Consider the following 24,842-nt stretch of genomic DNA (forward strand, 5'->3'; position numbering starts at 1 on the left):
ACTCTGATTTCCACTGACTGCTCCTGGATCAACATCGCGGCGGCTCAAAAGCCACCATCTTCGCCCAAGGGGGTCAGATTTACCTCGGCGTCAGGGGGTCAGTTTTACATCGGCGGTGACATATAGCGGCGGAATTTCCATCCGAGAGCATGGCATGCACTCAACAACCGCCCGGCTACGTCTTCTCCCAGGGCATGCGGAAGACGCCGCTGCATGTCATTGGCTTCCAGTAACCCCAAAATAAGAAAGATCAGGGATAACGCCATAAATCCAATGATTGCATTGATGCGCATCACTGTCTCATGGAGCAGATGAAACACCTGGCTGAGACTGAATGGGTCGCCGGCGGTGGGCCAAAAGGCAATACCCCGCTCTTCGACCCACATGCCGATGCTGTAGTAAGTCTCCTGCGCACGCGGACCGTACTGCGATAGACCGTCCACAACGACGCGGACGCCGTAGCCCATAAGCAGGAGAATGGCTGAGGTTGCAATGAGCACAAGGAGCACTGCAATGACAAGGGCGAGTACACGCAGCGCTCGCTTCCCCTTGAATATACGGTGCTGATATACCGGCCACACCAGTGCCATAAGAAAGAGGGAAAAAGCCATGGGTGCGACAAGAACTCGAAGCCAATATAGCGAAGCTGCAAAGAGTATTATCGCAATCAAGCCAAGGGCGGTGATATGAGGTGACCTTCGATCATCATTCATGGCCTTGCTTTGCCTCTGCATGATATAGATCGGCCTCTAACGCCCAGCAGCCCTGTGACGAACCGCCGAGCGGGATATCGCTCGGCGATGCTTGCGTCAACGGTGCCGTTGGCGTGGTGGAAGCATTGTCCTTCATAGATCCCGTGTGCGGCTGGTCTGGTGGGCCAGGCGCATTGCTTCATGATGTTCCAGCTTGAGTAGCTCGCCGATCAGCTCACGTGTTTCGGGAATCTCTGTACGTCCCTCGAGGTAGCGATAGAAGTCGATGATTTGATTGTGAAGATCGAAGATTTCCTGGCAGATCTCGTCGAAGCTCATTTCCGCATAGGGTGCATTGCATGACTGGTGCGGCTTGATGGGCTGGTAGGAAATGTAGTCGTAGAGCCAGGTATTCAACGCCTTGGGATCGGCCTGTTTCTCGAAGCCGGCGACGACCTTTTCCAAGGCCGCCTCATGGTCTGCCAGATAGGTCAGCAGCCACTTGGCGCGCTCTTCATCCTGCTGCGTTGAGCAGTGTTTCAGGCAGTGCGCCATATGTTCATGCAGGGTGCGTGTCCACTCCACCACGTCTTGGAAGGTTGAGACGTACATGATTCATTCTCGCTGTATTGATGGATTCTGAAATCTGGCCTGTGCAAAGGCCAGCTGTAGGCGAGCTGATTCGCAGCATCAGGTTCAACCCGCCATTGATTGGCACGGCGTATGGGTGTCTGACGCCGATTGGTCTTTTCACCATAGCTCACTGTCCAAGGAGATCGCTTGACCGGTATCAAGGAACGATGGCTGCTCGAGCTGTAAGCATGGCAGCGGTTGCCTGGCTTCGAATGGCGTGAAACACTGTCTCAAGCTGTTGCCCAGCATCGCCTTCTCTCTGTTCTGGAGCCCTGATAATGGCGGGAGCACGAGCCGGATACAGCAGGTCTAGCCGGCTATTGGCCATCCCGGAGTTCAACGTGGCGCTATTTGCGTTTCTGTTGAACTATCCGTGGGAATTCCTGCAAGTTCCCTACTTCGTCGCAATGCCTGAGATGGCTCACTGGGATGCGGTCATCTTTTGCACCCGGGCAACCATGGGCGATGTGCTTATTGCCCTGGTGGCTTTCTGGGTCGTAGCGATGTTTCGGCGCCAGCGCTCTTGGCTGCTCCGGCCCGATGCGCGAGCGATCTTCGCCTTCATTGCCACTGGTATCGTGATTACAGTCGGTCTCGAGTGGCATGCCACTGAGCTTCAGCAGCGTTGGCAGTACGCCGAGCGGATGCCGACACTGCCTCTTGTGGGCACCGGGCTGACACCTCTGCTGCAGTGGCTCGTGCTACCGCCGATAATCGTGTGGTTGGCACGCCGCCAGATGCTCGGAGAGCGCTATCTACAACAAATTGATCGCAAATGAGCCGGCAACGGATTTCTGCCTGTCACTCGCCATCAGCGTCGGCGCCACGATGGTATGATGTACTTTGCCTGCCGGAGAGGGGCAGGGAGAGGCAGAAGCTCGTAATGCCATTCTGCGAACTGACCGCAACATCTCCACCATGAGCCTTGACGATGGATCGTGTGATGGCGAGCCCCAGTCCTGCTCCCTCGCCATGGTGGCTGCGGATGTTGTCGGCGCGGTGGAAGCGCTCGAACAGTTTGGCTAACTGATCGGTGGGAATGGTCTCACCAGGATTGCTGACACTCAGACGTGCCATCTCCTTAGCTTGGGTAATCGTGATCTCGATCATGCCGCCAGGGGAGGTGTGCCGCACTGCATTGGACACCAGATTGGCAATCGCACGGCGTAGCATCAGGTGGTCGCCGGTAACTGTGGCGGCGCCACTGAGCTGCATCGTAACCTGCTTCTCCTCGGCAAGAGCCTCGTAGAATTCCAGCAAAGCGTCTACTTCCCGCTCCAGATGCACCGGCTCGGCGGGATTGGGCAGCAAACCATGATCGGCCTTGGCCAGGAACAACATGTCGGCGATCATTCGCGCCAGCCTTTCCAACTCCTCCAGGTTGGAGTGCAGTGTGTCCTGGTATTCCCCTGTGCTACGTGGTCGTGACAGGGCAACCTGGGTTTCGGTAAGCAGGTTGGACACCGGGGTACGCAGTTCATGGGCGATATCCGCTGAGAACTCGCTGAGGCGCTGAAAGTCGGCCTCGAGCCTGTTCAGCATGCCATTGAACGCATTGGCCAGTTCGAGCATTTCCGGTGGGGTGGCTTGCAGGTCGAGGCGCTCACCCAGGCGCTCAGCTGAAAGCCGCTTGGCCGTTGCCGTGATCCGCTTGAGGGGGGCCAGACCTTGACGTGCGACCAGCCAGCCGAGCAATGCCGTCAGCAGGGCGGCAAGTGCAATGCCCGTCCAAAGATAACGTCGAATGTCCTGGAGAAAGTGGGCATGATGGGTGATATCCAGGCCCAGCAGGACGCGTACCGGTATGGGCTGTGCAAGAGGAAGGAGCTGCTGAACTTCATGGCCAATGAATTCGTGGCCGGCCACGCTCCAGCGAGCGCTGGGTGAGCTGACCTCTCCATTCTTTACTGGCTCGAGAAAGTCCGGTTGGTAGGCGTAGAGTATTTGTCCCGCTTCATCGCGGATGGAAACGGAGAGTGTGGCATGGCTCGTCAATAGGTCGTCGAGATATCTGGGCAGTGTATTCAGCGCGGCAGGGCTATCGACTCGATCAAGCAGGTTCTCGATCATGTTCAGCTTTGCTGTCAACTCCATATGGTCGATTTCGTCGAAGTGATCCCGAATCAGGTACTCGAGCCACAGGCCAAGCAGCAGCAGCAGGATTGCCACCAGCAAGGAGTAGAGTGTGGCCAGGCGGGCCGTCAAGGAACGTGGGTAAAGGCTCATTAGCTATTTCCCGGCTCCAGCACATAACCCATGCCGCGTACGGTCCGGATCAACTTCTCGGGGAAGGGACCATCGACCTTGGCGCGTAGCCGTCTGACGGCTACGTCGATGACGTTGGTATCGCTATCGAAGTTCATGTCCCACACCTGCGAGGCTATCAGTGAACGTGGCAGAACCTCTCCCTGGCGGCGAATCAAGAGCTCTAGCAGGGCAAACTCCTTGGCGGTGAGGTCGATACGTTCGCCGGCTCGAGTCACACGCCGTCGCAGCAGGTCGAGTTCCAGATCGGCAGCGCGGAACACTTCCGGCTCACGTGCCTTGCCGCGCCTGAGCAGGGAGCGAATCCGCGCCAGTAGTTCGGAGAAGGCAAATGGTTTGACCAAGTAGTCGTCTGCGCCGAGCTCGAGCCCCCGCACTCGGTCGTCCACTTCGTCTCGTGCCGTCAGAAACAGCACGGGTACGTCCTGCCCTGCGCGGCGCACCATCTGCAGGATGGTCCAGCCATCCATCCCGGGCAGCATGACGTCTAGAAGCAACAGATCATATGCTTCGTTCTGGGCCAGGTGCAGGCCATCCAGCCCATCGCGGGCGAGGTCGACGACGAAACCGGCTTCTCTAAGGCCTTGAGCCAGGTAGTCACCGGTTTTTGGCTCATCTTCAACGATCAATATCTTCACAAAGCCTCCGTCAACCTGCTCCGATCGAAAATGACAAAAATGTCATTTTCGAGTCAGTTTCCTGTCCGCTACTGCATCGTACTATGCCTACATGAACAAGCAACAAGGGGGATGAGTAGGCTGAGTGGTTACTCTATCACGCCCGAAGTTGAAATTGACAGTCCTGGCGTTTGCAAGTTGTTAACAGGAAATTTCATTGGAAAAAGAGGTGTGTCATGATCAAGAAGATTGCTTTTGCTACTGCCGTTCTCAGTATGTTTTCCGCTCCTGCATTTGCCAGTTTCGGCACTGCGGCATCAAACGGGAATGTGCTGCAAGAAGGTAGCACGTCCAGCTCGATCATTAATACAGGGCAGCCGCATACTTACCAGCTCGACTTGGACCAGGCTACAACGGTCAGAATTGCCAGCAGCCATCTCCCGGGGGCTCATTCCATGCTTCCCATGAGTGCTCAGCTGATCGATGCTCAGGGTAACACCGTGAAGGAAGTCCGTTCTTCAGGTGGAGACTTCGAAATTCGCGAAGCTTTGCAGGCGGGGCAGTATCGCCTGGTAGTATCAGGAAGTTCGGCACCGGGTGGCGATGGTTGGGATGCTCATCGCTACAGCTTGCACGTCGCTTTCCAATAACACACTTCCATATCTTGGAGATAAAACTGGCCGGCTTGAGCCGGCCAGTTTGGTAAGTGATGTCAGACGGTTTGGTTGATCATTTATAAAGAATATAACGGGGTGCCGTTTTTTAGCAGCACTCTGGCGAGCGTGGAGGGTGGCTCATGGCATTTCGATTACCAACGATGCTCGCAGTGTTGCTGAGCACAGCATTTCTATTACCTCTCTCGGCACTTTCAGAGCAAGTGTTATCGCTCAGTGAAGCGGAACGACTTGCTCTAATCGACGACCCAGCCACGCTGCGTTATCGAGAGCTGGCGGAGGCTCGCCGCGAGGCCGCCATCTCAGTCAGACAGCTCCCTGACCCCATGCTGATCATGGAGGTCATGGATGTTGCAAGAGATGGTATTTCCATCGATGACGATTCCATGACCCAGCTCCGTGTGGGCGTGCGCCAGACCTTCCCTCGAGGTGACAGCCGTCGGTTGGCCAGCGAGCGGGAATCGGCCATGGCCCAGGCGGAAGCGGCGCGAAGCAGCAATGCAGAACTGGCTGCAGTGCGCGCCGTACGGCGCTCTTACCTGGTGCTTGCCGAGCAGCGCGCCATCCTCGGCGTGCTGGAGCAGAGCCAGCCTTTGTTCGAGGACCTGCGTGAAATCACTGAGCGCGAGTTCGCTTCCGGCTTTGCCGACCAGCAGGATCTGCTGCGCGCCGAGCTGGAGCTGAGCCGATTGCATGACCGCTTGTTGAATGTCCAGGCGCAGGAGGCAGTAGCACAGGCTCAGCTAGCGCGCTGGGTGGGTAATGAAGCCCTCTCGCGCCCCTTGTCTCTCGACCTTCCCGAGCTGGCCGAGCCCGCGGGAACCTTGCTGGCGCATCCACTGCTGGATGCCGAGCAGGCCGTTATCGATGCCGGCAACCATGGCGTGGAACTGGCTCGTCAAGGATACAAACCGCAGTGGTCGGTCGAGCTGACCTACGGTACGCCGACGCAACGGGGCATGGGCATGCCGGATCGCATGTCGGCGATGGTCATGGTCGACCTGCCGCTTTTCACTCGTCAGCGCCAGGATCGCGACCTATCGGCCAGCGTGCATCGACGTGAAGCCGCCCAGTATGCCTGGGATGAACAGGCCCGCGAGTTGCAGCGCCAACTGGGAGAGAGCCAAGCCAGATGGCAGCTGATGAGCGAGCGTGAACGCCGTTATCAGCAGCTTCTGCTGCCCCAGGCCAGGGAGAACGCCGAAGCCGCCGAGCATGGGTATCGCAACCGTACGACGGATTTCAATTCGCTCGTGCGCGCCCGCCTGACCGAACTGGAAACACGCATCGAGGCCGTGCGTATCGGCACCCAGCGCCGCCTCGAGCAGGTGGATCTGCTCTATCTGTTGGGAGAAAACGCATGAAGGCATTGGCTGTTATCGTCCTGCTGGGGGCAGGGGCGGCGGCAGGCGCCGCCGCGGTGATCTATTGGCCGGATTCACATGCCCATGTCGCGCAAGCGGCGGGCGCGGCCAATGGTGAGAGGCAGGTCCTCTATTACCGTCACCCACATAACCCCTCCGTGACCTCTCCTGAACCGCGTAAGGATGAGATGGGCATGGATTTCATTCCAATCTACGCGGGTGATGGCGACGCGACGCCCGGCACCGTGAGCATCAGCCCTGTCGTTCAGCAGAACATGAACGTACGTATCGGCTCGGTGGCTCGTGGCGATCTGGCGCGCCTGGTCGAGACAGTCGGCTTCGTCGACTACGACGAATCGAGACTCAGCCACATTCACCTGCGTACCCAAGGCTGGATAGAGGATCTCAGCGTAAGAACCACCGGCGAGCGGGTAGAGGAGGGGCAGCTCTTGTTCCGCCTTTATTCGCCGGAACTGGTCAATGCCCAGGAAGAGCTGCTGCATGTCATGCGGCGTGGTGGTAGCCCAGCTCCGGCACGGGAGCGCCTCAGGGCGCTGGGGATTAGTGCCGCCGAAATTGCCGAGATCGAACGGGCCGGCCAACCGCGCCGACTGATCTCCGTACGGGCGGGGCAGAGTGGGGTAGTGGAGTCGCTGAACGTGCGTGAAGGCATGTATGTCACACCGGGCACCGAGGTGATGACCATTGCCGACCTCTCGCAGGTATGGGTGATTGCCGACCTGTTCGAGCATCAGGTGGATGCCGTGGCTCGAGGTGACGCCGCCCATGTGAAGCTGCCATTCCGCCCGGGCGAGCGTCTCGAGGGCAAGATCGACTATATCTATCCGAGCCTGAACAGTCCGACGCGAACCGTTCAGGTTCGCCTGGCCTTTGACAATCCCGGTGAGCGACTCAAGCCGGGAATGTATGCCGATGTCCAACTGACCACTCGACCGCTGCAGGGCGTCCTGTACCTGCCGGCCGAGGCCGTGATCCGTACCGGCAGGCAGGACCGCGTCATCCTGGCGCTGGGTGAAGGGCGTTTCCAGGCGCGTGAAGTTCAGGTAGGGCGTCGTGCCAACGGCGACCTGGAGATCATCGAAGGCCTCAAGGAAGGAGAGCGCGTGGTTCTCTCCGGCCACTTCCTGCTCGACTCCGAAGCGGCAGCCAGCGCTGAGCTGGCGCGCATGACCGAAGCCGAGGAGGAGAGCGTCGACGACGACATCTGGGCCGATGGTCGTCTGCTTGGTATCGATCGCGACGCCCGCATGTTGAACGTCGACCATGAACCGATCCCGCTATTGGGCTGGCCGGCAATGGTCATGGACTTTGCCATGGCTGATGGGCTCGAGCTCGATGGGCTGCACGACGACATGCCGATGCGCTTCCGCATGCGTGAGCGCGAGGAGTTCGTCTTCGAAATCACCGCTATCGAGCCGCTGGCTCACGACCACTGAGGAGTCGTTTCATGATCGAAAGGATCATCACGTGGTCGTTGCATAACCGCCTGCTGGTGCTCTTGGTGACGGCTATTTTCGTCGTCTGGGGGCTCTTCACAGCCAGGCAAATGCCGCTGGATGCCATCCCCGACCTCTCCGACGTCCAGGTGATCGTGCACACCAGCTATCCCGGCCAGGCACCTCAGGTGGTAGAGGATCAGGTCACCTACCCGCTGTCGACGGCCATGCTGGCCGTGCCCCAGGCGCGGGATGTGCGAGGTTTCTCCATGTTCGGTGATTCCTACGTCTACGTGCTGTTCGAGGATGGCACCGACCCCTACTGGGCACGCTCTCGCGTGCTGGAATACCTGAGCCAGGTGGCACCCCGCCTGCCGGCTGGCGCCACGCCGGCGCTGGGGCCAGATGCTACCGGGGTGGGCTGGGTCTATCAGTACGCCTTGGTGGACCGCAGCGGTAAGCTCGATCTGGCGGACCTGCGCTCACTGCAAGACTGGTTTTTGAAGTTCGAATTGCAGTCCGTGGTAGGCGTTTCCGAGGTCGCTACGCTAGGCGGCATGGTCAAGCAGTACCAGGTGGTGCTCGATCCGCATCGGGCGCGCGCTTATGGCCTGACACTTGCCGGCATCCGTTCGGCCATCGAGGGCGCCAACCGGGAGGCGGGCGGTTCGGTTATCGAGATGGGTGAAGCGGAATACATGGTTCGCTCCCGTGGTTATCTGACCGGCATCGAGGAGCTTCGCCTGGTGCCGGTTGGCCTTGGCGGTGACGGCACTCCAGTGCTGCTCGAGGATGTGGCCGAGATCCGCATCGGCCCCGCTGCCCGCCGCGGCATCGCTGAGCTGGATGGCGAGGGCGAGGCTGTGGGAGCCCTGGTGGTCATGCGCCATGGCGAGAATGCGCTTGCCACCATCGAGCGTGTCAAGGCCCGCCTCGAAGAGCTGCGGCCGAGCCTGCCGGAAGGCGTCGAAATCGTGGAGACTTACGACCGCTCAGTACTGATTCAGGAGTCGGTGGACAACCTGACGGTCAAGCTGTTGCAGGAATTCCTCATCATTGCGCTGGTCTGTGTCGTCTTTCTGCTCCACTTCCGCTCCGCTCTGGTGGCGATCGTTGCACTGCCGATCGGCATCCTGGCGGCACTGATGATCATGCAGGCCAAGGGCATCAACGCCAACATCATGTCGCTGGGCGGCATTGCCGTGACCATCGGCGCCATGGTGGATGCCGCCATCGTCATGGTGGAGAACCTGCACAAGCGACTGGAGAAGGCGCCGCCAGGGGAGGATCGCTGGCATACCGTGGCGGAGGCGGCCAAGGAAACAGGGCGGCCGATCTTCTTTGCGCTGTTGATCATCGTGGTGAGCTTTCTGCCGCTCTTCACTCTCCAAGGGCAAGAAGGCCGCATGTTCCAGCCCTTGGCCTTTACCGGTACCTATGCCATGGCAGCGGCGGCCGGGCTGGGTATCACCCTGGTCCCGGTGCTCATGGGCTATCTGGTGCGCGGGCGCATACGCCCTGAGTCTGCCCATCCGCTGAGCCGCATGTTGATCGCCATCTACCGTCCCGGGCTCGATGCTCTGCTGCGCTACCCTTGGGCAACCATTGCAGCAGCAGTGTTGGTTGCCGCCAGCGTGGCCTACCCGGCCAGCAAGCTTGGCAGCGAGTTCATGCCTCAGCTCGACGAAGGCGATCTCATGTATATGCCGTCGCTGGAACCTGGCGCCTCGATTGGCAAGGTGCGTGAATTCGTGCAGCAAACCAACCGGTTGATCATGTCGGTGCCGGAAGTGGAAGGGGTCTTTGGCAAGGCAGGGCGGGCCGATACGGCCACCGACCCGGCCCCCATCGGCATGCTGGAAACCGTCATTCGCTTCAAGCCACGCGACCAGTGGCGCGATGGCATGACCAAGGCCGATATCATTCGCGAACTCGATGAGGCAGTCAGTTTCCCGGGGGTGGCCAATGTCTGGGTGCCGCCGATCAAGACGCGCATCGACATGCTCTCGACCGGCATTCGCTCGCCGGTGGGCATCAAGGTGGCTGGATCCGACCTGGCAGAGATCGAGCGTGTTGGGCGGGAGATCGAACGCGTGCTCCAAGATGTGCCGGGTACAGCGTCGGCGTATGCCGATCGCACCGCCGCCGGGCGTTACGTCGAAGTGGATATCGACCGGCGAGCCGCCGCGCGCCATGGCGTCAATGTCAGCGACCTTCAGGCCATCATTCAAACCGCCGTCGGGGGGATGAATGTGAGCGAAACCGTCGAGGGGCTGGAGCGCTACCCCATCAACCTGCGCTATCCCCAGGACTGGCGCGACTCGCTGGAGAGCCTGCGGGATCTACCGGTGATCACCTCGGCGGGGGCCTACCTTCCCCTGCAGGCGCTGGCACAGGTGGACATCGTGGACGGTCCGGCCATGATTCGTACCGAGAACGCACGTCTCAACGGCTGGGTGGTGGTCGACATCCGCGGGCGCGATATCGGCTCCTATGTGGCCGAGGCGCGGCAACGGGTGATGGAACAGGTCACGTTGCCTGCCGGGTACTCGGTGACCTGGTCAGGCCAGTACGAGTACATGGAACGGGCCAAGGAGCGCCTGCAGTGGGTGGTCCCGGTGACCATCGTGCTGATCTTCCTGCTGCTATACCTATGCTTCCGTAACGCTGCCGAGACTTTCATGCTCATGGGTTCGCTGCCATTCGCCGCCGTCGGTGGCGTGTGGCTGCTCTACTGGCTCACCTATGACGTCTCGGTGGCCGTGGCGGCGGGTTTCATCCTGTTGATAGGCCTGGCAGCAGAGTTCGCCGTGGTGATGCTGATGTATGTCCGCGGGGCAGTGGAGCAGCGGCGGCCCCGTACCCGAGGTGAACTGCGTGAAGCGATCATCGACGGCGCGGTCATGCGGGTACGTCCCAAGGCCATGACCTCGCTCACGGTGGTGCTGGGTCTGAGTCCGCTGCTGCTGGATTCCGGCCCAGGATCCGAGGCCATGCAGCGTATTGCCACGCCCGTGGTCGGCGGCATGATTTCTGCCCCCCTGGTATCGCTGCTGCTCATTCCCGTTCTTTATTGGCTATGGCAGCGACGACACTTCCCCGAGTCCGTCTCATCCGAGGCTGCGCTCAGCAACTCCAAAACCGAAGGAAACCTTTGATATGAAAAACAGTATGCTTCAGTTGGTGGTCGTGATGGGACTCATTATGGCAGCTCCGGCAGTGGCGAGCAGTGATCATGGACATGGCAAGCACGCGGCTCATGGTGCCCAGACTGGTCATGAACATCAGGAAATGCGCACGGCGGAAGGTGTCGGGATCGTACGGTCGATAGCGCAGGATGGCAGCAGTGTGCTGGTAGCACATGAACCTATCGCCGAGCTTCGCTGGCCAGCCATGACCATGGAGCTGGCGCTGGCAGATCCGGCGCTGGCCGAGCTGGTGAATACGGAAGACCAGATCATCTTCGTACTGCGTCAAACCGGCGAGACCGACTACGAAATCGTCTCTCTCGAGACCATCGACTGAGATTGGGTGCGCTTCCTGCAAGAAGCCGGACGGCCGCTCTCTTCGGAGGCGGCCGCTCTCTTCGGAGGCGGCCGTTCTTACTTCGGCAAGGGCTCCACCAGCCCCAGCGCCACGCAGAAGCGCACCAGCTCGGCCAGGTTGCCGGCACCCAGCGCCTTCATGCCTCGCAGGCGGTAGATCTCCACCGTCTTGGCGCTGACGTCGAGGCGCTCGGCGATCTCACGGCTGGTCAGGCCCTCGGCCACCAGCACCAGGATTTGGCGCTCCTTGGGGCGCAGGGCGTCGTAGCGCGCGCGCAGGGTGTCGATGCGCTCGCTCACGGCGCGCTGGCGCCGATACTCGGCGAGCGCCTGCTGCACGGCGTCGATCAGCTGCTGCTGGTTGAAGGGTTTCTCGATGAAGTCGAAGGCGCCGGCCTTGAGGGCGGCCACCGCCATGGGCACGTCGCCGTGGCCGGTCATGAAGATCACCGGGGCGCTGTCGCCACGCTCCAGCAGGCGCTGCTGTACCTGCAGGCCGGAGAGACCGGGCATGCGTACGTCGAGCAGTACCGCATCGAAGCTTGCCGGGTCGGCGGCGAGAAACGCCTCGCCGTCGGCAAAGGCGCGGGTGGCCAGGCCTACGGAGTCGAGCAGCCAGGCCAGCGAGTCGCGCAGCGCCTCGTCGTCGTCGACCACGGCGATACAGGGGGCGGCGCTGGGCTGGGTCACGGCTGGCTCCGGGGCGGCTTGCTGCGGTGAATGGGGTTCGCTTCGGCCAGCAGTGTACCGGTAAAGGTGGCGCCCTCGGAACCGTCGGTGAGGTCCAGGCTGCCGCCCATGGCTTCCATCAGCGAACGGCTGATGGCTAGGCCCATGCCGAGCCCTTCCGGGCGGCTGGAGTGAAACGGCGTAAAAATCGCCTGGGCCTGTTCGACGGCGATGCCGGGGCCCTGGTCGCTGACGCTGAAGGTCACTTCACGCTGGCCACTGCGCCGTGCGCGGATTTCGACCCGTACGGCGGCAGGCCGTTCGTGGCTCGCTTCCAAGGCGTTGAGCAGCAGATTGACCAGCACCTGCTCCAGGGCGATGGGGTCGGCCATCACGCGGGGCAGCGTTTCCGGCAACTGGTACTCAAGCGCGATGCCTGCCTGCTGATACTGCCACTCGCACAGTCGGCAGGCGGCATCCACCACCTCGAACAGCGCGACCGGGCGCGGGCGGGTCTGCCCCTTGCGCACGAAGGTGCGAATGTGGCGCAGCCGCTGCGCCAGTCGCTGTACCTGGGTATCGATCCGCTCCAGCGGCAGGGCGAGGTCGCTGGCCGGGCGATTCGGATCGGCACGCAGCTGCAGCAGCGCGCCGCTGATGTAATTGGCGATGGCGCCCAGCGGCTGGTTCAGCTCATGGGCGATGTTGGAGGCGAGCTCGCCGGTGGTGGCCAGACGGTTGGCGTGGGCGATCTGTTCCTGGTGGCGTCGTGCCTGGGCCTCGGCGGCCTTGCGCAGACCGATGTCACGATTGAGCAGCGAGAGGTGGTCGGGCTCGGCGCCGGGGCCGCGGTGGGCCAGCACCACGCTGAGTACCGGCACCGGCCCCTTGGGGCCCGGCATCTCCAGCTCGCCGCTCCAGGAGCCGTAGCGGGCCACGGCGGGCAGCACGATTTCACGCAGGATGGCAAGCGAGCTCGGGGTGTAGGCCCGTTCGAGCCGGGCATCGAGCCCTTCGCGCGGCAGGCCCAGCAAGCGTCGCGCCGCCTCGTTGGAGTAGAACAGCCGCTCGTCGCCGTCGCAGAACAGCACGTAGTCGGTGGTCGATTCCACCACCCGGGCCAGGCGCTCGCGATTGGCCTCGGCGCGAATGCGCCGGCCCACGTCACGGGAGACGCAGAGCACGTCGATCAGCTCGCCGGTGGCCGGGTCGCGGCGGGTGCGGCTGGTGGTCTCGAACCAGACGTAGTGTCCGTCCTTGGCGCGGAAGCGGTAGGTCTGCTGGTAGAAGCCGTCGTGGTAGTAGACCCGCGGCGACTTGTTGAGCAGGTCGGCGAGATCGGCAGGGTGGAACAGGTCGTAGGCCGAGACGCCGATCAGCTCCTCGGGCTCGTAGCCGAGCAGGTCGCGGGCGGCCTGGGAGGCGTAGAGGAAGGTGCCGTCGCGGGCGTGACGAGAAATCAGGTCGGTGGTGCTCTCCGCCAGCCAGCGATAGTGGCGCTTCTCCTCGTCGAGCGCGGCGACTCTCGCTTCGAGCTCTTGTTGGCTCAGTTCGAGCGCGGCATTGCGGGCCTCGAGTTCGGCCAGCCGTGCGCGCAGCGCCTCGAGTTCGTCGGCCATCAGCGCGCCGGATCCACCAGGCCGTCCAGCGAGGCATTGCGCCGGAACCAGCCGGCGATACTGGCTCGCGGCAGGCGGGTGGGCAGCACCTCGTGGGGCACGGTTTCGGCGAGAAAGCAGGCGAAGTTGCCGGCTTCGGGGCGCACCCGGGCCACTTCTCGCTCGTGATCGTCGGCGGCGAAGATCGCCATCTCCCCGCCGCCATCCGCCGGCCAGTCGGGGTTGAGGTAGCCCACCGTGGAGACCACCCGGTTGGCGCGTCCGCGAAAGCTGTCCAGATGCTTCTTGTAGAAGGCCCCGGACGGGTAGTGGGCAAAGTGCGCCTCGTACTCGAACAGTCCCAGGAACAACGCCTGGTTCAGCTCGCGCTGCAGCTCGCCCATGGCTTCCAGGTAGCGGCGCTGGGCCAGGCTCTCGCGGTCGAGCCAGCGAATGGCGTCGCCGCGGATGTCGCGGCGCAGCTGATGCTCGTCGCCGCGGCCGATGCCGGCGGCAGCCAGGGCGTCGCGCTCGGCCATCTCCATCAGCTCACGATGCAGGTCATGGCACAGCTCGGCGTCGAGAAAGCCCTCGCCGATGAACCAGCCCTGTTCGACCAGGGCATCGACCAACTGAGGCAGGGCGCTGGCCGCAAAGGCCGGTTGGGTGAGCAGCGACATGGATGCGGCGAACCTCCGGGAGGCAAGGGGCAGGGACAATATCAGGAGCGGCGCGTGGCGGTATTCGGACTGCGCAGCAGGCGCTCGGGAAAATAGCATAGCCGACCCTGTGGCGGCTCATCGAACAGGCTGATGGGACGCTCGAAGCCCTCCGCCAGCAGTTCTACCAGCATCATCGCCGAGAGCCCCCAGATCACCTGGCCCTGGGTGTGATAGCTGGGAACGTAGTGGGGGCGTCCGTCGACCGTGATCACGTCGGTGTGGTGACGGCGGTCCTCGAGGAAGAGCGACAGAGGCACCTCGAAGATCGCATCCAGCTCGGAAGGGTCGGGCGTGAGCGGCAGGTCCGGCGGAATCAGCCCCACATAGGGCGTCACCAGAATGCCGTGCAGCGAAACCACGTCCGACAGGCGGCCGAGCAGCTCGACCCGCTCCGGCGGCAGGGCGATCTCCTCATGGGATTCGCGCAGGGCGGTGAACAGCAGGTCGCGGTCGGCCTCCTCGCGCTTGCCGCCGGGAAACGCCACTTGGCCGCTATGGGTGTTCAGGTGCCCCGCGCGCTGGGTGAACAGCAGCGTCGGCTCGGGGCGCTCGACGATGGGCATGAGCACCGCGGCACGCGGCATGTCGAGGCGCAGATGGCGGGGCTCGTGCGCTTGCAGGCGCTTGCGAAGTTTCTCTAACATGGGGTTTCCGTCGGGTTTGATTCCTTCTACCCGGGGGCCTTTGCCGACGTCAAGCCTGCCAGGGAGACTCATGAACTTCTGCAGCCATTGTGGCCAAACCGTGCGTTTCGCGATTCCGGCAGGAGACGATCGGCCCAGATACCTGTGCGACGCCTGCGGTTCGATCCACTATCAGAACCCACGCATCGTGGCCGGCACGCTGCCGGTGAGCGGTTCGCGCATCCTGCTCTGCCGCCGTGCCATCTCGCCGCGAAAGGGCTTCTGGACCCTACCGGCGGGCTTCATGGAGAACGCCGAGACCACCGTGCAGGCGGCGGCTCGGGAGACCTGGGAGGAGGCCTGCGCTGAGGTCGACATCCACGGGCTCTACACGCTGATCAACCTGCCTCATATCAATCAGGTCTACATGATCTTCCGCGCCGAGCTCACCGGCAGCTTCTGCGCAGGGCCGGAGAGCCTCGAGGTGGCCCTGTTCGAGGAGCACGAGATTCCCTGGGACGAGCTGGCCTTTCCCACCATCGAGCGCACCCTGCGCCATTTTTACGCCGACCGCGGCGAAGGCCACTACCCGCTGCACATCAGCGACATCACCGCCGAGGACCGCGAACGCTACTTTGGCTCTGCATGACGAGGCTCCGCGTAAGGGGGCGGCATGACTGGGGTTCGGCTTGATGGGCATTCGATGAGGAACGGGTAACGTGGACAAGTTCGAGCTGAAGCTGGACCAGGCGGCCCGTGCGGCCTGGCTCTCCTACGTGGGCGGGCGAACCCAGGACGAGATCGCCAGCCAACTGGGGGTGTCGCGCCCCGGCGTGCAGCGGCTGCTGGCCCTGGCGCGTCAGGAGGGGCTGGTCAAGGTGCACATCGACCACCCGCTGGCCAACTGCATGGTGATGTCGGATGCCATCCTCCAGCGCTTCGGGCTCGAGTTCTGCGACGTGGTGCCGGCCGATCCGGAAGCCCCCGAGAGCAGTGCCCACTACCTGGCGGTGGCCGGGGCGGAGCGCCTGGCCAGGCTGATCGAGCGCACCGAGCCGCTGACCCTGTCGCTGGGTACGGGCCGTTCCGTGCGTGCCACGGTGGAGGCGCTCAGCCGTATCGAGCGCCCCCAGCACCGCTTCGTCTCGCTAGTGGGCAACGTCGCCCGCGACGGCTCCGCCAACCGCTACGACGGGGTGATGGTGCTGGCCGACAAGACCGGCGGCGAGCGCTTCCTGCTGCCGGCGCCGGTGGTGGCTGGCTCGGTGGGGGAGAAGGAGGCGATGCTCGGCCAGCGTCTGTTCCAGGCCATCGTCGAGGTCGCCAAGGATGCCGAGGCGGCCTACATCGGGGTGGGGCGCATCGACCGTCAGGCCACCCTGTTCCAGGACCACTTCATCAGCGAGGCCGAGCTCGACGAACTGCTCAGCCGTAACGCCGTGGGCGAGCTGCTCGGCTGGCCGCTCGACCGCAACGGTGCGGTCATCGAGTGCTCGATCACCCGCCGCGTCACCAGCCTGCCGCTGGAGATGTTTCGCGACCAGAGCCTGGTGGCACTGGCCGGCGGTCGCGAAAAGGGGCCAGCGATTCTCGCCGCGCTGCGCGGCGGCTGGCTCAAGGGACTCATCACCGACGAGAGCGCCGCGCGCTTCATTCTCGAGAACGAAGCGCTTTCCTGACCCGATTCGACCTGGCTTAACCTAAAGTCTAAGGGCCTTGCCTTTGCCTTTTGCTGCGTGCTGTCCGATCATTTGATCGTCAGATGATTAAATGATCAAAACAGCGACTCCCGGCACCAACGACAATTCCTGGCACCCAACAACAATTTCCACCAACAATAACGCCCCCAGCGGGCACGCCCAGCACACAGGAGCCCGACATGAAGTTCGCCTACGCCTTTCCCCTGGCCGGCCTGGCGGCCGCCTTCGCTACCGCCGCCCAAGCCGAGACCATCACCGTGGCCACGGTCAACAACAACGACATGGTGATCATGCAGAGCCTGACCAGTGCCTTCGAGGAGGCGCATCCCGGCATTCGGGTCAACTGGGTGGTGCTCGAGGAGAACGTGCTGCGTCAGCGCCTGACCACCGACATCGCTACCGACGGCGGCCAGTTCGACGTCATGACCATCGGTACCTACGAGGCGCCGATCTGGGCCGAGCGAGGCTGGCTGGTCGCTCTCGACGATCTGCCCGAGGCGTATCAGGAGGATGACCTGCTCAAGCCGGTGCGCGACGGCCTCTCCCATAATGGCTCTCTCTACGCGCTGCCGTTCTACGCCGAGAGCTCGATGCTCTACTACCGCACCGACCTGTTCGAGGAGGCCGGCATCGAGATGCCCGAGCAACCGAGCTGGGAAGAGGTGCGTGAATGGGCCGCCGAGCTGCACGACCCCGCCAATCAACTGGCCGGTATCTGCCTGCGCGGCAAGCCAGGCTGGGGCGAGAACATGGCCTTCGTCTCCACCCTGGTGAACACCTTCGGCGGGCGCTGGTTCGACGAGGAGTGGAATCCCGAACTCGATTCGCCGGCCTGGCAGGAGGCCATCGGCTTCTATGTCGACCTGCTCGGCAACTATGGCCCGCCGGGGGCCAGCTCCAACGGCTTCAACGAGAACCTGGCGCTGTTCTCCCGCGGCAACTGCGCCATGTGGGTCGACGCCACCTCGGCGGCGGGCAAGCTCTACAACCCGGACGAATCCCAGGTCGCCGATCGTCTCGGCTTCGCCCCGGCGCCGGTGGCAGAGACGCCCAAGGGCGCGCACTGGCTGTGGTCCTGGGCGCTGGCGATTCCCGCCTCTTCTGACAAGCAGGAGGCCGCCCAGACCTTCCTGATCTGGGCCACGTCGCAGGAGTACATCGAGCTGGTCGGCGAGACCCAGGGCTGGACCAGCGTGCCGCCGGGTACTCGTGAATCCACCTACGCCAACGAGAACTACCAGCGCGAGGCGCCCTTCGCCAGCTTCGTACTCGATGCCATCAACAGCGCCGACCCCACCGACTCGACGCTGGAGCCGAGCCCCTACATCGGTGTGCAGTTCGTGGGCATTCCCGAGTTCCAGTCGATCGGTACCCAGGTGGGTCAGACCATCGCCGCGGCGCTGACCGGCGATACCGGCGTCGAGCAGGCGCTGCAGAACGCCCAGCGCGCCACCGCGCGCACCATGCAGCGCGCCGGTTACTGAACCGCGCCACCCGCCCTGCCGCCGGGGTAGTGCCCGGCGGCCAACCTCTCGACCTTCCGTGGTGATGCTATGAGCAAGACACGCGCCTCCGGGCGTACCGTCGGCGGTCTGCGCTCGCTGTCGCTGCAGGCGCCCGCGGTCACGCTGCTGCTGCTGTGGATGCTGGTGCCGCTGGGCATGACCGTATGGTTCTCTCTGCAGCGCTACAACCTGCTGATGCCGGAGATGGTCGGCTTCGCCGGCCTGGAGAACTACGAATTCCTGTTCACCGACCCGGCGCTGTGGCGCGCCATGGGCAACACCCTGGTGCTGGTGGGCTCGGTGCTGACCATCACCGTGGTCGGCGGCGTGCTGCTGGCGGTGCTGTTCCAGCAGGAGTTTCCCGGTCGCGGCATCGCTCGGGTGCTGGCCATCTCGCCGTTCTTCGTCATGCCCACGGTCAGTGCGCTGGTGTGGAAGAACATGATGATGCACCCGAGCAACGGGGTGCTGGCGTGGCTCGCCGGGGTGTTCGGGCTGCCGGCGGTGGACTGGTTCTCGTCGCTGCCGATGACCTCGATCATCATCATCGTGGCCTGGCAGTGGCTGCCGTTCGCGCTGCTGATCCTGCTCACTGCCATGCAGTCTCTCGACGAGGATCAGGTCGAGGCGGCACGCATGGACGGGGCCGGCCCCATCGCGGTGTTCTTCCACATCACTCTGCCGCACCTCAAGCGTGCCATCAGCGTGGTGATCATGATCCAGATGATCTTCCTGCTGACGATCTTCGCCGAGATCTACGTCACCACCTCGGGTGGCCCGGGGCTCGCCACCACCAACCTGGCGTTCCTGATCTACATGCAGGCGCTGCTCGACTTCGACGTCGGCCTGGCCTCCGCGGGTGGGGTGGTCGCCATTATCCTGGCCAACATCGTCGCCATCTTCTTGGTCCGGCTGGTGGCCAGGAACCTGGAAAACTGAGGCGAGGAGCCGCTCATGACCACACTCAAGACCAAGGTGCTGCCGGCCGAGGGCCACCTGGCCGCCACGTCCAGCGGAGCGCGGGCCCGGCATACGCCGCTGATGCCAAGCGCCGGGATGCGGCGGCTATGGCTCACGCTGCTGGGCTGGGGCATTGCGCTGATCATTTTCTTTCCCATCCTGTGGATGGTGCTGACCGGCTTCAAGACCGAGGCCGAGGCGATTGCCGACCCCAGCCTGATCTTCACTCCGACGCTGGAGAGCTACGTGGCCGTTCAGGCCCGGGCCGACTACTTCAAGTTCGCCATGAACAGCGTGGTGGTGGCCTTCGGCTCGACCCTGCTGGCGCTACTCATCGCCATCCCCGCTGCCTACGCCATGGCCTTTCTGCCCACGCGGCGCACCAAGGCCACGCTGCTGTGGATGCTCTCCACCAAGATGCTGCCGCCGGTGGGCGTGCTGGTGCCTATCTATCTGATCTTCCGCGATCTGGGCCTGCTCGACACCCGCTCCGGGCTGATCATCGTCTACACCCTGATGAACCTGCCGATCGTGGTATGGATGCTCTACACCTTCTTCAAGGACCTGCCGCGGGACATCCTCGAAGCGGGGCGCATGGACGGCGCGAACACCTTCCAGGAAGTGGTCTACCTGTTGTTGCCGCTGACCCTTCCCGGCATCGCCTCCACCGGGCTGCTGTCGGTGATCCTGAGCTGGAACGAGGCGTTCTGGAGTCTCAATCTCACTTCGTCCAACGCCGCACCGCTCACCGCCTACATCGCATCGTTCTCGAGTCCCGAGGGGCTGTTCTGGGCCAAGCTCTCGGCCGCTTCGACCATGGCCATCGCGCCGATCCTGATCTTCGGTTGGTTGACCCAGAAGCAGATGGTACGCGGTCTCACCTTCGGCGCCGTCAAGTAACGAGGTTTCCCCATGGCAACGCTACAACTGCACGACATCGTCAAGCGCTTCGATGACACCGAGGTGATCAAGGGCGTCGACCTGGAGGTCAACGACCGTGAGTTCGTGGTCTTCGTCGGCCCCTCCGGCTGCGGCAAGTCGACCCTGCTGCGCATGATCGCCGGCCTCGAGAGCGCCACCAGCGGCGACATCCTGATCGACGGCGTACGCATGAACGAGGTCGGCCCCGCCGAGCGCGGCTTGGCGATGGTGTTCCAGAGCTACGCGCTCTACCCGCACATGACCGTCGAGGACAACATGGGCTTTAGCCTCAAACTCGCCGGGGTATCCAAGGAGGAACGGCGGCGCAAGGTGCGTGAGGCGGCATCGATCCTGCAGCTCGAGCCGCTGCTCGAACGCAAGCCCAAGGCGCTCTCCGGTGGGCAGCGTCAGCGGGTGGCCATCGGCCGCGCCATCGTGCGCAACCCCAGCATCTTTCTGTTCGACGAGCCGCTCTCCAACCTCGACGCGGCGCTGCGGGTGCAGATGCGCATCGAGCTGGCGCGCCTGCACGAGGAACTCGACGCCACCATGATCTACGTCACCCACGACCAGATCGAGGCCATGACCATGGCCGACAAGATCGTCGTGCTGCAGAGCGGCATGGTCGAGCAGGTGGGCTCGCCCATGGAGCTCTACCACCACCCGCGCAACCGCTTCGTGGCCGGCTTCATCGGCTCGCCGAAGATGAACTTCCTGGAGGTGCAGCGGGTGAGCGCGGCGGCTACCGGCGTCGAGGTGCGCCTGCCTGGCGGCGACGCCTGCACGGTGCCGGTGGACGGCAGCGGCCTCAAGGATGACGCCCTGACCCTGGGCGTTCGCCCTGAGCATCTGCAGCTCGACCCGGCGGGGCCGCTCTCAGGACGCATCGAGGTGATCGAGCGTCTGGGCGGGGTGACCTCGCTCTACGTGCGCATGCAGGACACCCTGGTTACCGTGAGCGCCGACGGCAACGTCGCCAGCCGGGTCGGCGATACTCTGCGCTTCGGCTTCGAGCGCGACTGCGCGCATCTTTTCGACGGCGAGGGGCTGGCACTGCCCAGTCTTACTCGGCACCCTCTGGCCGGGCTCAACCGCCAGGACAATCGTGCTCCGGCCGCGGCGGGCCGCCTATGAGCGGGGCAGGCATGGAAACGCTGATCTTCGACTGCGATGGCGTGCTGGTGGACAGCGAAGTGATTGCCGAAGCGACGCTGGTGCAGCAGCTCCGTCAGCTGCTACCGGACATTCCCGAGGATGTCGCCCTGCGCCAGGCGCTGGGCATGACCACCGGGGCGATTCTCGCGCGGCTGGAGCGGCAGAGCGCCCACCGTCTGCCCGCCGATGCACTGGAGCGTATCGACGGTGCCATCGAGGCACGCCTGGCCAAGGAGCTACGCGCCGTCGAAGGCGTGGCGGATACGCTGGCCGGCATCGAGCTGCCGCTGGCCATCGTCTCCAACAGCCGGCGTCGGCGGGTGCTGGCTTCGCTGGCCGTCACCGGGCTCGACGCCCGGTTGGGTGAGGTGCCGCTGTTCACTGCCGACGAGGTCGAACGGCCCAAGCCGGCGCCCGATCTCTACCTGCTGGCGGCACGCCGCATGGGGCGGGCGCCGGGCGACTGCCTGGTGGTGGAGGACAGCGTTTCCGGTGTGACCGCGGCCCACGCCGCCGGCATGACGGTGATTGGCTTCACCGGTGCCAGTCACATCGAGGAGGGCCATGTCGCACGACTGCTGGAGGCCGGAGCGTGGCGGGTGCTGCCGGCCATGCATGGCCTCGAGACCTTGATTCAGCTGTGGCGTGAACGGCGCCGTGCCGGTGCAAAGGCGGCCACGAATGAAACCAACGAGGAAGGCCCAAGATGAAACTCCAAGATAAGGTCGCCGTGATAACGGGTGGCGCGCGGGGCATCGGCCTGGCCATTGCCGAGCGCTATCTCGCCGAAGGGGCCCGGGTGGCGATTGCCGACATCGACAGCGGCGCCATCGACGAGGCGTTGGTGGGGCTGCGTACCGTGGCCGCCGACCGCGTCATGGGGGTACGGCTCGACGTCTGCGACGTCGATTCCATCCAGGCCATGGTCCAGGCGGTCACTCAACATCTCGGCGCCATCGATATTCTGGTCAACAACGCCGCGGTGTTCGACATGGCGCCGGTGCTGGAGGTGAGCGAGGCAAGCTTCGACCGTCAGTTCGCGGTCAACACCAAGGGGCTGTTCTTCACCCTGCAGGCGGTGGCGCGGCAGATGGTGGCCCGCGGCGAGGGCGGGGCGATCATCAACATGTCATCCCAGGCGGGGCGGCGCGGCGAGGCGCTGGTGAGCACCTACTGTGCCACCAAGGCGGCGGTGATCAGCCTGACCCAGTCCTGTGCGCTCGATCTGATCAAGCACGGCATCCGCGTCAACGGCATCGCCCCGGGGGTGGTCGACACCCCCATGTGGGACGAGGTCGATGCGCTGTTTGCCCGCTATGAGGGCCGCCCGCTGGGCGAGAAGAAGCGCCTGGTCGGCGAGGCGGTGCCTTTCGGGCGCATGGGCAAGCCGGAGGATCACGCCGGAGCGGCGGTATTTCTGGCCAGCGACGATAGTGAGTATGTGGTCGCTCAGACAATCAATGTCGATGGAGGCAACTGGATGAGCTAGGCGTATTCGAAAAATGGCTGCGCTTGCTCGCTGCCTTTTCGAACACGCCTGATGCCTGCGCTTTGAGTAGGAAACAACAATGAATCCAAACATTCACGATATGGCGGTGCGATTGCTGGAGGCTGCGGAGAACCGGCAGCGCTTCATCGTCGCCCTGGCCGGGCCGCCGGGGGCGGGCAAGTCGTTCCTCTCCGAGTGGCTGTGCCGCGAACTCAACGAGCGCCAGGCCGGCATTGCCGCCGTGGTGCCGATGGACGGCTATCACCTCGACAACGCCATTCTCGAACCGCTGGGCCAGCTGCCGATCAAGGGCGCCCCGGAGACCTTCGACCCCGATGGCCTCAAGCACGACCTGGAGCGCATTCGCCGCGCCGACAGAACCGTGGCGGTGCCGGTGTTCGACCGTCCGCTGGATCTGGCCCGGGCCGGAGGGCGGTTGGTCACCCTCGAGCACCGCATCGTCATCGTCGAGGGCAACTACCTGCTGCTCGACCGCGACCCCTGGCGCGAGCTGCGCCCGCTGTTCGACATGACGCTGCTGCTCGAGGTGGCCGACGAGGTGCTCGAAGCGCGCCTGATCCAGCGCTGGCTGGGCATGGGCCAGGACCACGAGGGTGCCATAGACAAGGCGCGCCACAAGGACATGCTCAATGCCCGACTGATCAAGCGCGAGTCCGTCGCACCGGACCTCTACTGGCGCTGACCCGCGACTCGTCCGGACCGCCGATCCATTTTCGTTCATTGCCGCCTGCGGCAAGGAGTGCCCCTATGCCTGCTCTTAGCAACGCCACGCTCTCCCACCTCGATTCGCGGGTGGCCGTGCCGCGCTACGACCGCCGGAAGGTGACGCCGGGTATCGTGCATATCGGCGTTGGCGGTTTTCATCGCGCCCACCAGGCCATGTATCTCGATGCGCTGATGAACCGCGGCGAGGCCCTGGACTGGGGCATCGTCGGCGTCGGCGTGATGCCCGGCGATCGCCGCATGCAGGAGGTGCTGGCAGCCCAGGATCATCTCTACACCCTGGTGGTGAAGCACCCCAGCGGCGAGCGTGAACCGCGGGTGATAGGCGCCATGCTCGATTACCTGTTCGCTCCCGATGACCCCGAGTCAGTGATCGAGCACATGGCCGACCCCGCCATTCGCATCGTCTCGCTGACCGTCACCGAAGGCGGCTACAACTTCCACCCGGTAACCGGAGAGTTCGATCTCGGCAACCCAGACGTGCGCCACGACCTCGACTTGCGCGAAGCGCCGCGCACCACCTTCGGTCTGGTGGTGGAAGCGCTGGCCCGCCGTCGAGAACGAGGTCTGGCGCCGTTCACGCTGATGTCCTGCGACAACATCCAAGGCAACGGCGAGGTCGCCAAGCGCATGTTCGTTGCCTTCGCCCGGGCCCGCGACCCGGCGCTGGCCGAATGGATCGAAGCCGAGGTGCCGTTCCCCAATGCCATGGTCGACCGCATCACGCCCGTCACCCAGCCGGTCGACATCGAGGAGCTGGCCGGCGAGTTCGGCGTCGAGGACGCCTGGCCGGTGGTGTGCGAACCCTTTACCCAATGGGTACTGGAGGATCATTTCATCTGCGGCCGGCCGGCGTTCGAGCGGGTCGGCGTGCAGGTGGTCGAGAACGTGGAACCCTATGAGCTGATGAAGTTGCGTCTGCTCAACGCCAGCCACCAGGCGCTGTGCTACTTCGGCACCCTGGCCGGTTACCGCTATGCCCATGAGGTGTGCCGCGACCCGCTGTTCGTCGACTTCCTGCTCGGATACATGCGCCACGAGGGCAGCCCGACCCTGGCCCCGGTGCCCGGGGTGGATCTCGAGCAGTACCGCCTGACCCTGATCGAGCGCTTCGCCAACCCCGAGATCAAGGACACCCTGGCGCGGCTGTGCGCCGAGAGCTCCGACCGTATTCCCAAGTGGCTGGTACCGGTGATTCGCGAGCAACTGGCAAGGGGCGGCGAGATCCACCGCAGCGCGGCGGTGGTGGCCAGCTGGGCACGCTACGCCGAGGGCCTGGACGAGCGGGGTGAGCCGATTACGGTGGTCGACCGCCTCAAGCATGAGCTGATGGCCCTGGCTGGCGAGAACCGCACGCGGCCCGGCGCCTTCATCGAGAACCGCGAGCTGTTCGGCGACCTGGCCGAGCATGAGCGCTTTCGCGAGGCCTACCTCACGACGCTGGCAAGCCTGCACGAACGCGGCGCACGCGCTACGCTTGAAACGCTGGTCGAGGAGTGAGGAGTGGTG

General features: G+C 63.7%; 24 protein-coding genes. 16 read left to right on the forward strand and 8 right to left on the reverse strand.

The annotated features are described in order from the left end of the window. Positions 1-104: 104 nt before the first annotated feature. On the reverse strand, positions 105-713 hold the full coding sequence (locus tag HOP58_RS19625; RefSeq protein ID WP_234261294.1) for a hypothetical protein: 609 nt from the start codon (positions 711-713) through the stop codon (positions 105-107). Between the two features lie 132 nt (positions 714-845). Further along, positions 846-1,304 carry an ATPase gene (locus tag HOP58_RS19630; RefSeq protein ID WP_234261295.1) on the reverse strand — a complete coding sequence of 153 codons (459 nt, stop codon included), beginning with the start codon at positions 1,302-1,304 and terminating at the stop codon, positions 846-848. A 362-nt stretch (positions 1,305-1,666) separates the two neighbouring features. Between HOP58_RS19630 and HOP58_RS19635 the strand changes: the two genes are divergently transcribed. Then, complete coding sequence (locus HOP58_RS19635) at positions 1,667-2,104, forward strand: hypothetical protein (protein ID WP_200825324.1); 438 nt, start codon at positions 1,667-1,669, stop codon at positions 2,102-2,104. A gap of 22 nt (positions 2,105-2,126) precedes the next feature. Here the strand turns inward: HOP58_RS19635 and HOP58_RS19640 are convergent, their stop codons facing one another. Together HOP58_RS19640 and HOP58_RS19645 are read right to left on the reverse strand one after the other, a co-directional pair. Then, positions 2,127-3,551, reverse strand: a complete 1,425-nt coding sequence (locus tag HOP58_RS19640) for a heavy metal sensor histidine kinase (protein ID WP_086511143.1) — start codon at positions 3,549-3,551, stop codon at positions 2,127-2,129. Next, entirely contained in the window at positions 3,551-4,228 is a 678-nt protein-coding gene (locus HOP58_RS19645) for a heavy metal response regulator transcription factor (protein WP_086511142.1), read from the reverse strand. The genes HOP58_RS19640 and HOP58_RS19645 overlap by 1 nt, the downstream gene beginning before the upstream one ends. 215 nt (positions 4,229-4,443) lie before the next feature. Between HOP58_RS19645 and HOP58_RS19650 the strand changes: the two genes are divergently transcribed. The 5 genes from HOP58_RS19650 to HOP58_RS19670 all read left to right on the forward strand — a co-directional run bounded on the left by HOP58_RS19650 (position 4,444) and on the right by HOP58_RS19670 (position 11,227). Then, positions 4,444-4,857: a hypothetical protein gene (locus HOP58_RS19650; RefSeq protein WP_234261296.1), complete on the forward strand. Its 414-nt coding sequence runs from the start codon at positions 4,444-4,446 to the stop codon at positions 4,855-4,857. Between the two features lie 167 nt (positions 4,858-5,024). Further along, a complete protein-coding gene (locus HOP58_RS19655) occupies positions 5,025-6,245 on the forward strand; it encodes a TolC family protein (RefSeq protein WP_234245967.1) in 1,221 nt (406 codons plus the stop codon). After that, a complete protein-coding gene (locus HOP58_RS19660; RefSeq protein WP_234261297.1) occupies positions 6,242-7,702 on the forward strand; it encodes an efflux RND transporter periplasmic adaptor subunit in 1,461 nt (486 codons plus the stop codon). The genes HOP58_RS19655 and HOP58_RS19660 overlap by 4 nt, the downstream gene beginning before the upstream one ends. 11 nt (positions 7,703-7,713) lie before the next feature. Further along, positions 7,714-10,860 (forward strand): CusA/CzcA family heavy metal efflux RND transporter, encoded by a 3,147-nt coding sequence (locus HOP58_RS19665; RefSeq protein WP_103970128.1) that lies wholly within the window; start codon positions 7,714-7,716, stop codon positions 10,858-10,860. Position 10,861: 1 nt separating this feature from the next. Continuing rightward, positions 10,862-11,227: a copper-binding protein gene (locus HOP58_RS19670; RefSeq protein WP_086511137.1), complete on the forward strand. Its 366-nt coding sequence runs from the start codon at positions 10,862-10,864 to the stop codon at positions 11,225-11,227. A gap of 77 nt (positions 11,228-11,304) precedes the next feature. On the opposite strand, the gene HOP58_RS23290 is transcribed toward HOP58_RS19670, so the two are convergent. Genes HOP58_RS23290 through HOP58_RS19690 form a run of 4 tightly spaced genes read right to left on the reverse strand, consistent with a single transcriptional unit; the run spans position 11,305 to position 14,880 of the window. Continuing rightward, positions 11,305-11,937, reverse strand: coding sequence for a response regulator (locus HOP58_RS23290; protein ID WP_234261298.1), 633 nt, complete (start codon positions 11,935-11,937; stop codon positions 11,305-11,307). Then, positions 11,934-13,535 (reverse strand): ATP-binding protein, encoded by a 1,602-nt coding sequence (locus HOP58_RS19680; RefSeq protein WP_234261299.1) that lies wholly within the window; start codon positions 13,533-13,535, stop codon positions 11,934-11,936. The genes HOP58_RS23290 and HOP58_RS19680 overlap by 4 nt, the downstream gene beginning before the upstream one ends. Then, entirely contained in the window at positions 13,535-14,194 is a 660-nt protein-coding gene (locus HOP58_RS19685) for a 2OG-Fe(II) oxygenase (protein WP_234261300.1), read from the reverse strand. The genes HOP58_RS19680 and HOP58_RS19685 overlap by 1 nt, the downstream gene beginning before the upstream one ends. Positions 14,195-14,235: 41 nt before the next feature. Next, positions 14,236-14,880, reverse strand: a complete 645-nt coding sequence (locus HOP58_RS19690) for a CoA pyrophosphatase (RefSeq protein ID WP_010629340.1) — start codon at positions 14,878-14,880, stop codon at positions 14,236-14,238. Between the two features lie 70 nt (positions 14,881-14,950). Here HOP58_RS19690 and HOP58_RS19695 point away from each other — a divergent pair, with 70 nt between their 5' ends. From HOP58_RS19695 to HOP58_RS19740, 10 genes are all read left to right on the forward strand, one after another. Next, a complete protein-coding gene (locus HOP58_RS19695; RefSeq protein ID WP_010629339.1) occupies positions 14,951-15,508 on the forward strand; it encodes an NUDIX hydrolase in 558 nt (185 codons plus the stop codon). A 70-nt stretch (positions 15,509-15,578) separates the two neighbouring features. Beyond that, the gene (locus tag HOP58_RS19700; protein ID WP_010629338.1) at positions 15,579-16,538 is read left to right on the forward strand and encodes a sugar-binding transcriptional regulator; all 960 of its coding nucleotides are present in this window, start codon (positions 15,579-15,581) and stop codon (positions 16,536-16,538) included. Positions 16,539-16,738: 200 nt separating this feature from the next. Beyond that, positions 16,739-18,043: a sugar ABC transporter substrate-binding protein gene (locus tag HOP58_RS19705; RefSeq protein WP_010629337.1), complete on the forward strand. Its 1,305-nt coding sequence runs from the start codon at positions 16,739-16,741 to the stop codon at positions 18,041-18,043. Positions 18,044-18,112: 69 nt separating this feature from the next. Beyond that, the gene (locus HOP58_RS19710; protein ID WP_010629336.1) at positions 18,113-19,003 is read left to right on the forward strand and encodes a sugar ABC transporter permease; all 891 of its coding nucleotides are present in this window, start codon (positions 18,113-18,115) and stop codon (positions 19,001-19,003) included. A 102-nt stretch (positions 19,004-19,105) separates the two neighbouring features. Further along, on the forward strand, positions 19,106-19,924 hold the full coding sequence (locus tag HOP58_RS19715) for a carbohydrate ABC transporter permease (protein WP_051004670.1): 819 nt from the start codon (positions 19,106-19,108) through the stop codon (positions 19,922-19,924). A gap of 12 nt (positions 19,925-19,936) precedes the next feature. Then, complete coding sequence (gene ugpC / locus HOP58_RS19720; protein ID WP_234261301.1) at positions 19,937-21,079, forward strand: sn-glycerol-3-phosphate ABC transporter ATP-binding protein UgpC; 1,143 nt, start codon at positions 19,937-19,939, stop codon at positions 21,077-21,079. Positions 21,080-21,090: 11 nt separating this feature from the next. Continuing rightward, positions 21,091-21,810 carry an HAD-IA family hydrolase gene (locus tag HOP58_RS19725; protein ID WP_234261302.1) on the forward strand — a complete coding sequence of 240 codons (720 nt, stop codon included), beginning with the start codon at positions 21,091-21,093 and terminating at the stop codon, positions 21,808-21,810. After that, entirely contained in the window at positions 21,807-22,589 is a 783-nt protein-coding gene (locus tag HOP58_RS19730) for an L-iditol 2-dehydrogenase (RefSeq protein ID WP_234261303.1), read from the forward strand. The genes HOP58_RS19725 and HOP58_RS19730 overlap by 4 nt, the downstream gene beginning before the upstream one ends. Before the next feature lie 79 nt (positions 22,590-22,668). Further along, a complete protein-coding gene (locus tag HOP58_RS19735) occupies positions 22,669-23,292 on the forward strand; it encodes a nucleoside triphosphate hydrolase (protein WP_234261304.1) in 624 nt (207 codons plus the stop codon). 65 nt (positions 23,293-23,357) lie between these two features. Further along, a complete protein-coding gene (locus HOP58_RS19740; protein ID WP_234261305.1) occupies positions 23,358-24,833 on the forward strand; it encodes a mannitol dehydrogenase family protein in 1,476 nt (491 codons plus the stop codon). Positions 24,834-24,842 lie beyond the last annotated feature (9 nt).

The organism is Halomonas sp. MCCC 1A11062 (assembly GCF_021404355.1).
GTDB lineage: Bacteria > Pseudomonadota > Gammaproteobacteria > Pseudomonadales > Halomonadaceae > Halomonas > Halomonas aerodenitrificans.

Coding starts and splice junctions, on each gene's coding strand:
- HOP58_RS19625 (WP_234261294.1), bottom strand. CDS start 713: ATGAATGATGATCGAAGGTCACCTCATATCACCGCCCTTGGCTTGATT.
- HOP58_RS19630 (WP_234261295.1), bottom strand. CDS start 1,304: ATGTACGTCTCAACCTTCCAAGACGTGGTGGAGTGGACACGCACCCTG.
- HOP58_RS19640 (WP_086511143.1), bottom strand. CDS start 3,551: ATGAGCCTTTACCCACGTTCCTTGACGGCCCGCCTGGCCACACTCTAC.
- HOP58_RS19650 (WP_234261296.1), top strand. CDS start 4,444: ATGATCAAGAAGATTGCTTTTGCTACTGCCGTTCTCAGTATGTTTTCC.
- HOP58_RS19655 (WP_234245967.1), top strand. CDS start 5,025: ATGCTCGCAGTGTTGCTGAGCACAGCATTTCTATTACCTCTCTCGGCA.
- HOP58_RS19660 (WP_234261297.1), top strand. CDS start 6,242: ATGAAGGCATTGGCTGTTATCGTCCTGCTGGGGGCAGGGGCGGCGGCA.
- HOP58_RS19665 (WP_103970128.1), top strand. CDS start 7,714: ATGATCGAAAGGATCATCACGTGGTCGTTGCATAACCGCCTGCTGGTG.
- HOP58_RS19670 (WP_086511137.1), top strand. CDS start 10,862: ATGAAAAACAGTATGCTTCAGTTGGTGGTCGTGATGGGACTCATTATG.
- HOP58_RS19680 (WP_234261299.1), bottom strand. CDS start 13,535: ATGGCCGACGAACTCGAGGCGCTGCGCGCACGGCTGGCCGAACTCGAG.
- HOP58_RS19685 (WP_234261300.1), bottom strand. CDS start 14,194: ATGTCGCTGCTCACCCAACCGGCCTTTGCGGCCAGCGCCCTGCCTCAG.
- HOP58_RS19690 (WP_010629340.1), bottom strand. CDS start 14,880: ATGTTAGAGAAACTTCGCAAGCGCCTGCAAGCGCACGAGCCCCGCCAT.
- HOP58_RS19695 (WP_010629339.1), top strand. CDS start 14,951: ATGAACTTCTGCAGCCATTGTGGCCAAACCGTGCGTTTCGCGATTCCG.
- HOP58_RS19705 (WP_010629337.1), top strand. CDS start 16,739: ATGAAGTTCGCCTACGCCTTTCCCCTGGCCGGCCTGGCGGCCGCCTTC.
- HOP58_RS19710 (WP_010629336.1), top strand. CDS start 18,113: ATGAGCAAGACACGCGCCTCCGGGCGTACCGTCGGCGGTCTGCGCTCG.
- HOP58_RS19715 (WP_051004670.1), top strand. CDS start 19,106: ATGCCAAGCGCCGGGATGCGGCGGCTATGGCTCACGCTGCTGGGCTGG.
- ugpC (WP_234261301.1), top strand. CDS start 19,937: ATGGCAACGCTACAACTGCACGACATCGTCAAGCGCTTCGATGACACC.
- HOP58_RS19725 (WP_234261302.1), top strand. CDS start 21,091: ATGGAAACGCTGATCTTCGACTGCGATGGCGTGCTGGTGGACAGCGAA.
- HOP58_RS19730 (WP_234261303.1), top strand. CDS start 21,807: ATGAAACTCCAAGATAAGGTCGCCGTGATAACGGGTGGCGCGCGGGGC.
- HOP58_RS19735 (WP_234261304.1), top strand. CDS start 22,669: ATGAATCCAAACATTCACGATATGGCGGTGCGATTGCTGGAGGCTGCG.
- HOP58_RS19740 (WP_234261305.1), top strand. CDS start 23,358: ATGCCTGCTCTTAGCAACGCCACGCTCTCCCACCTCGATTCGCGGGTG.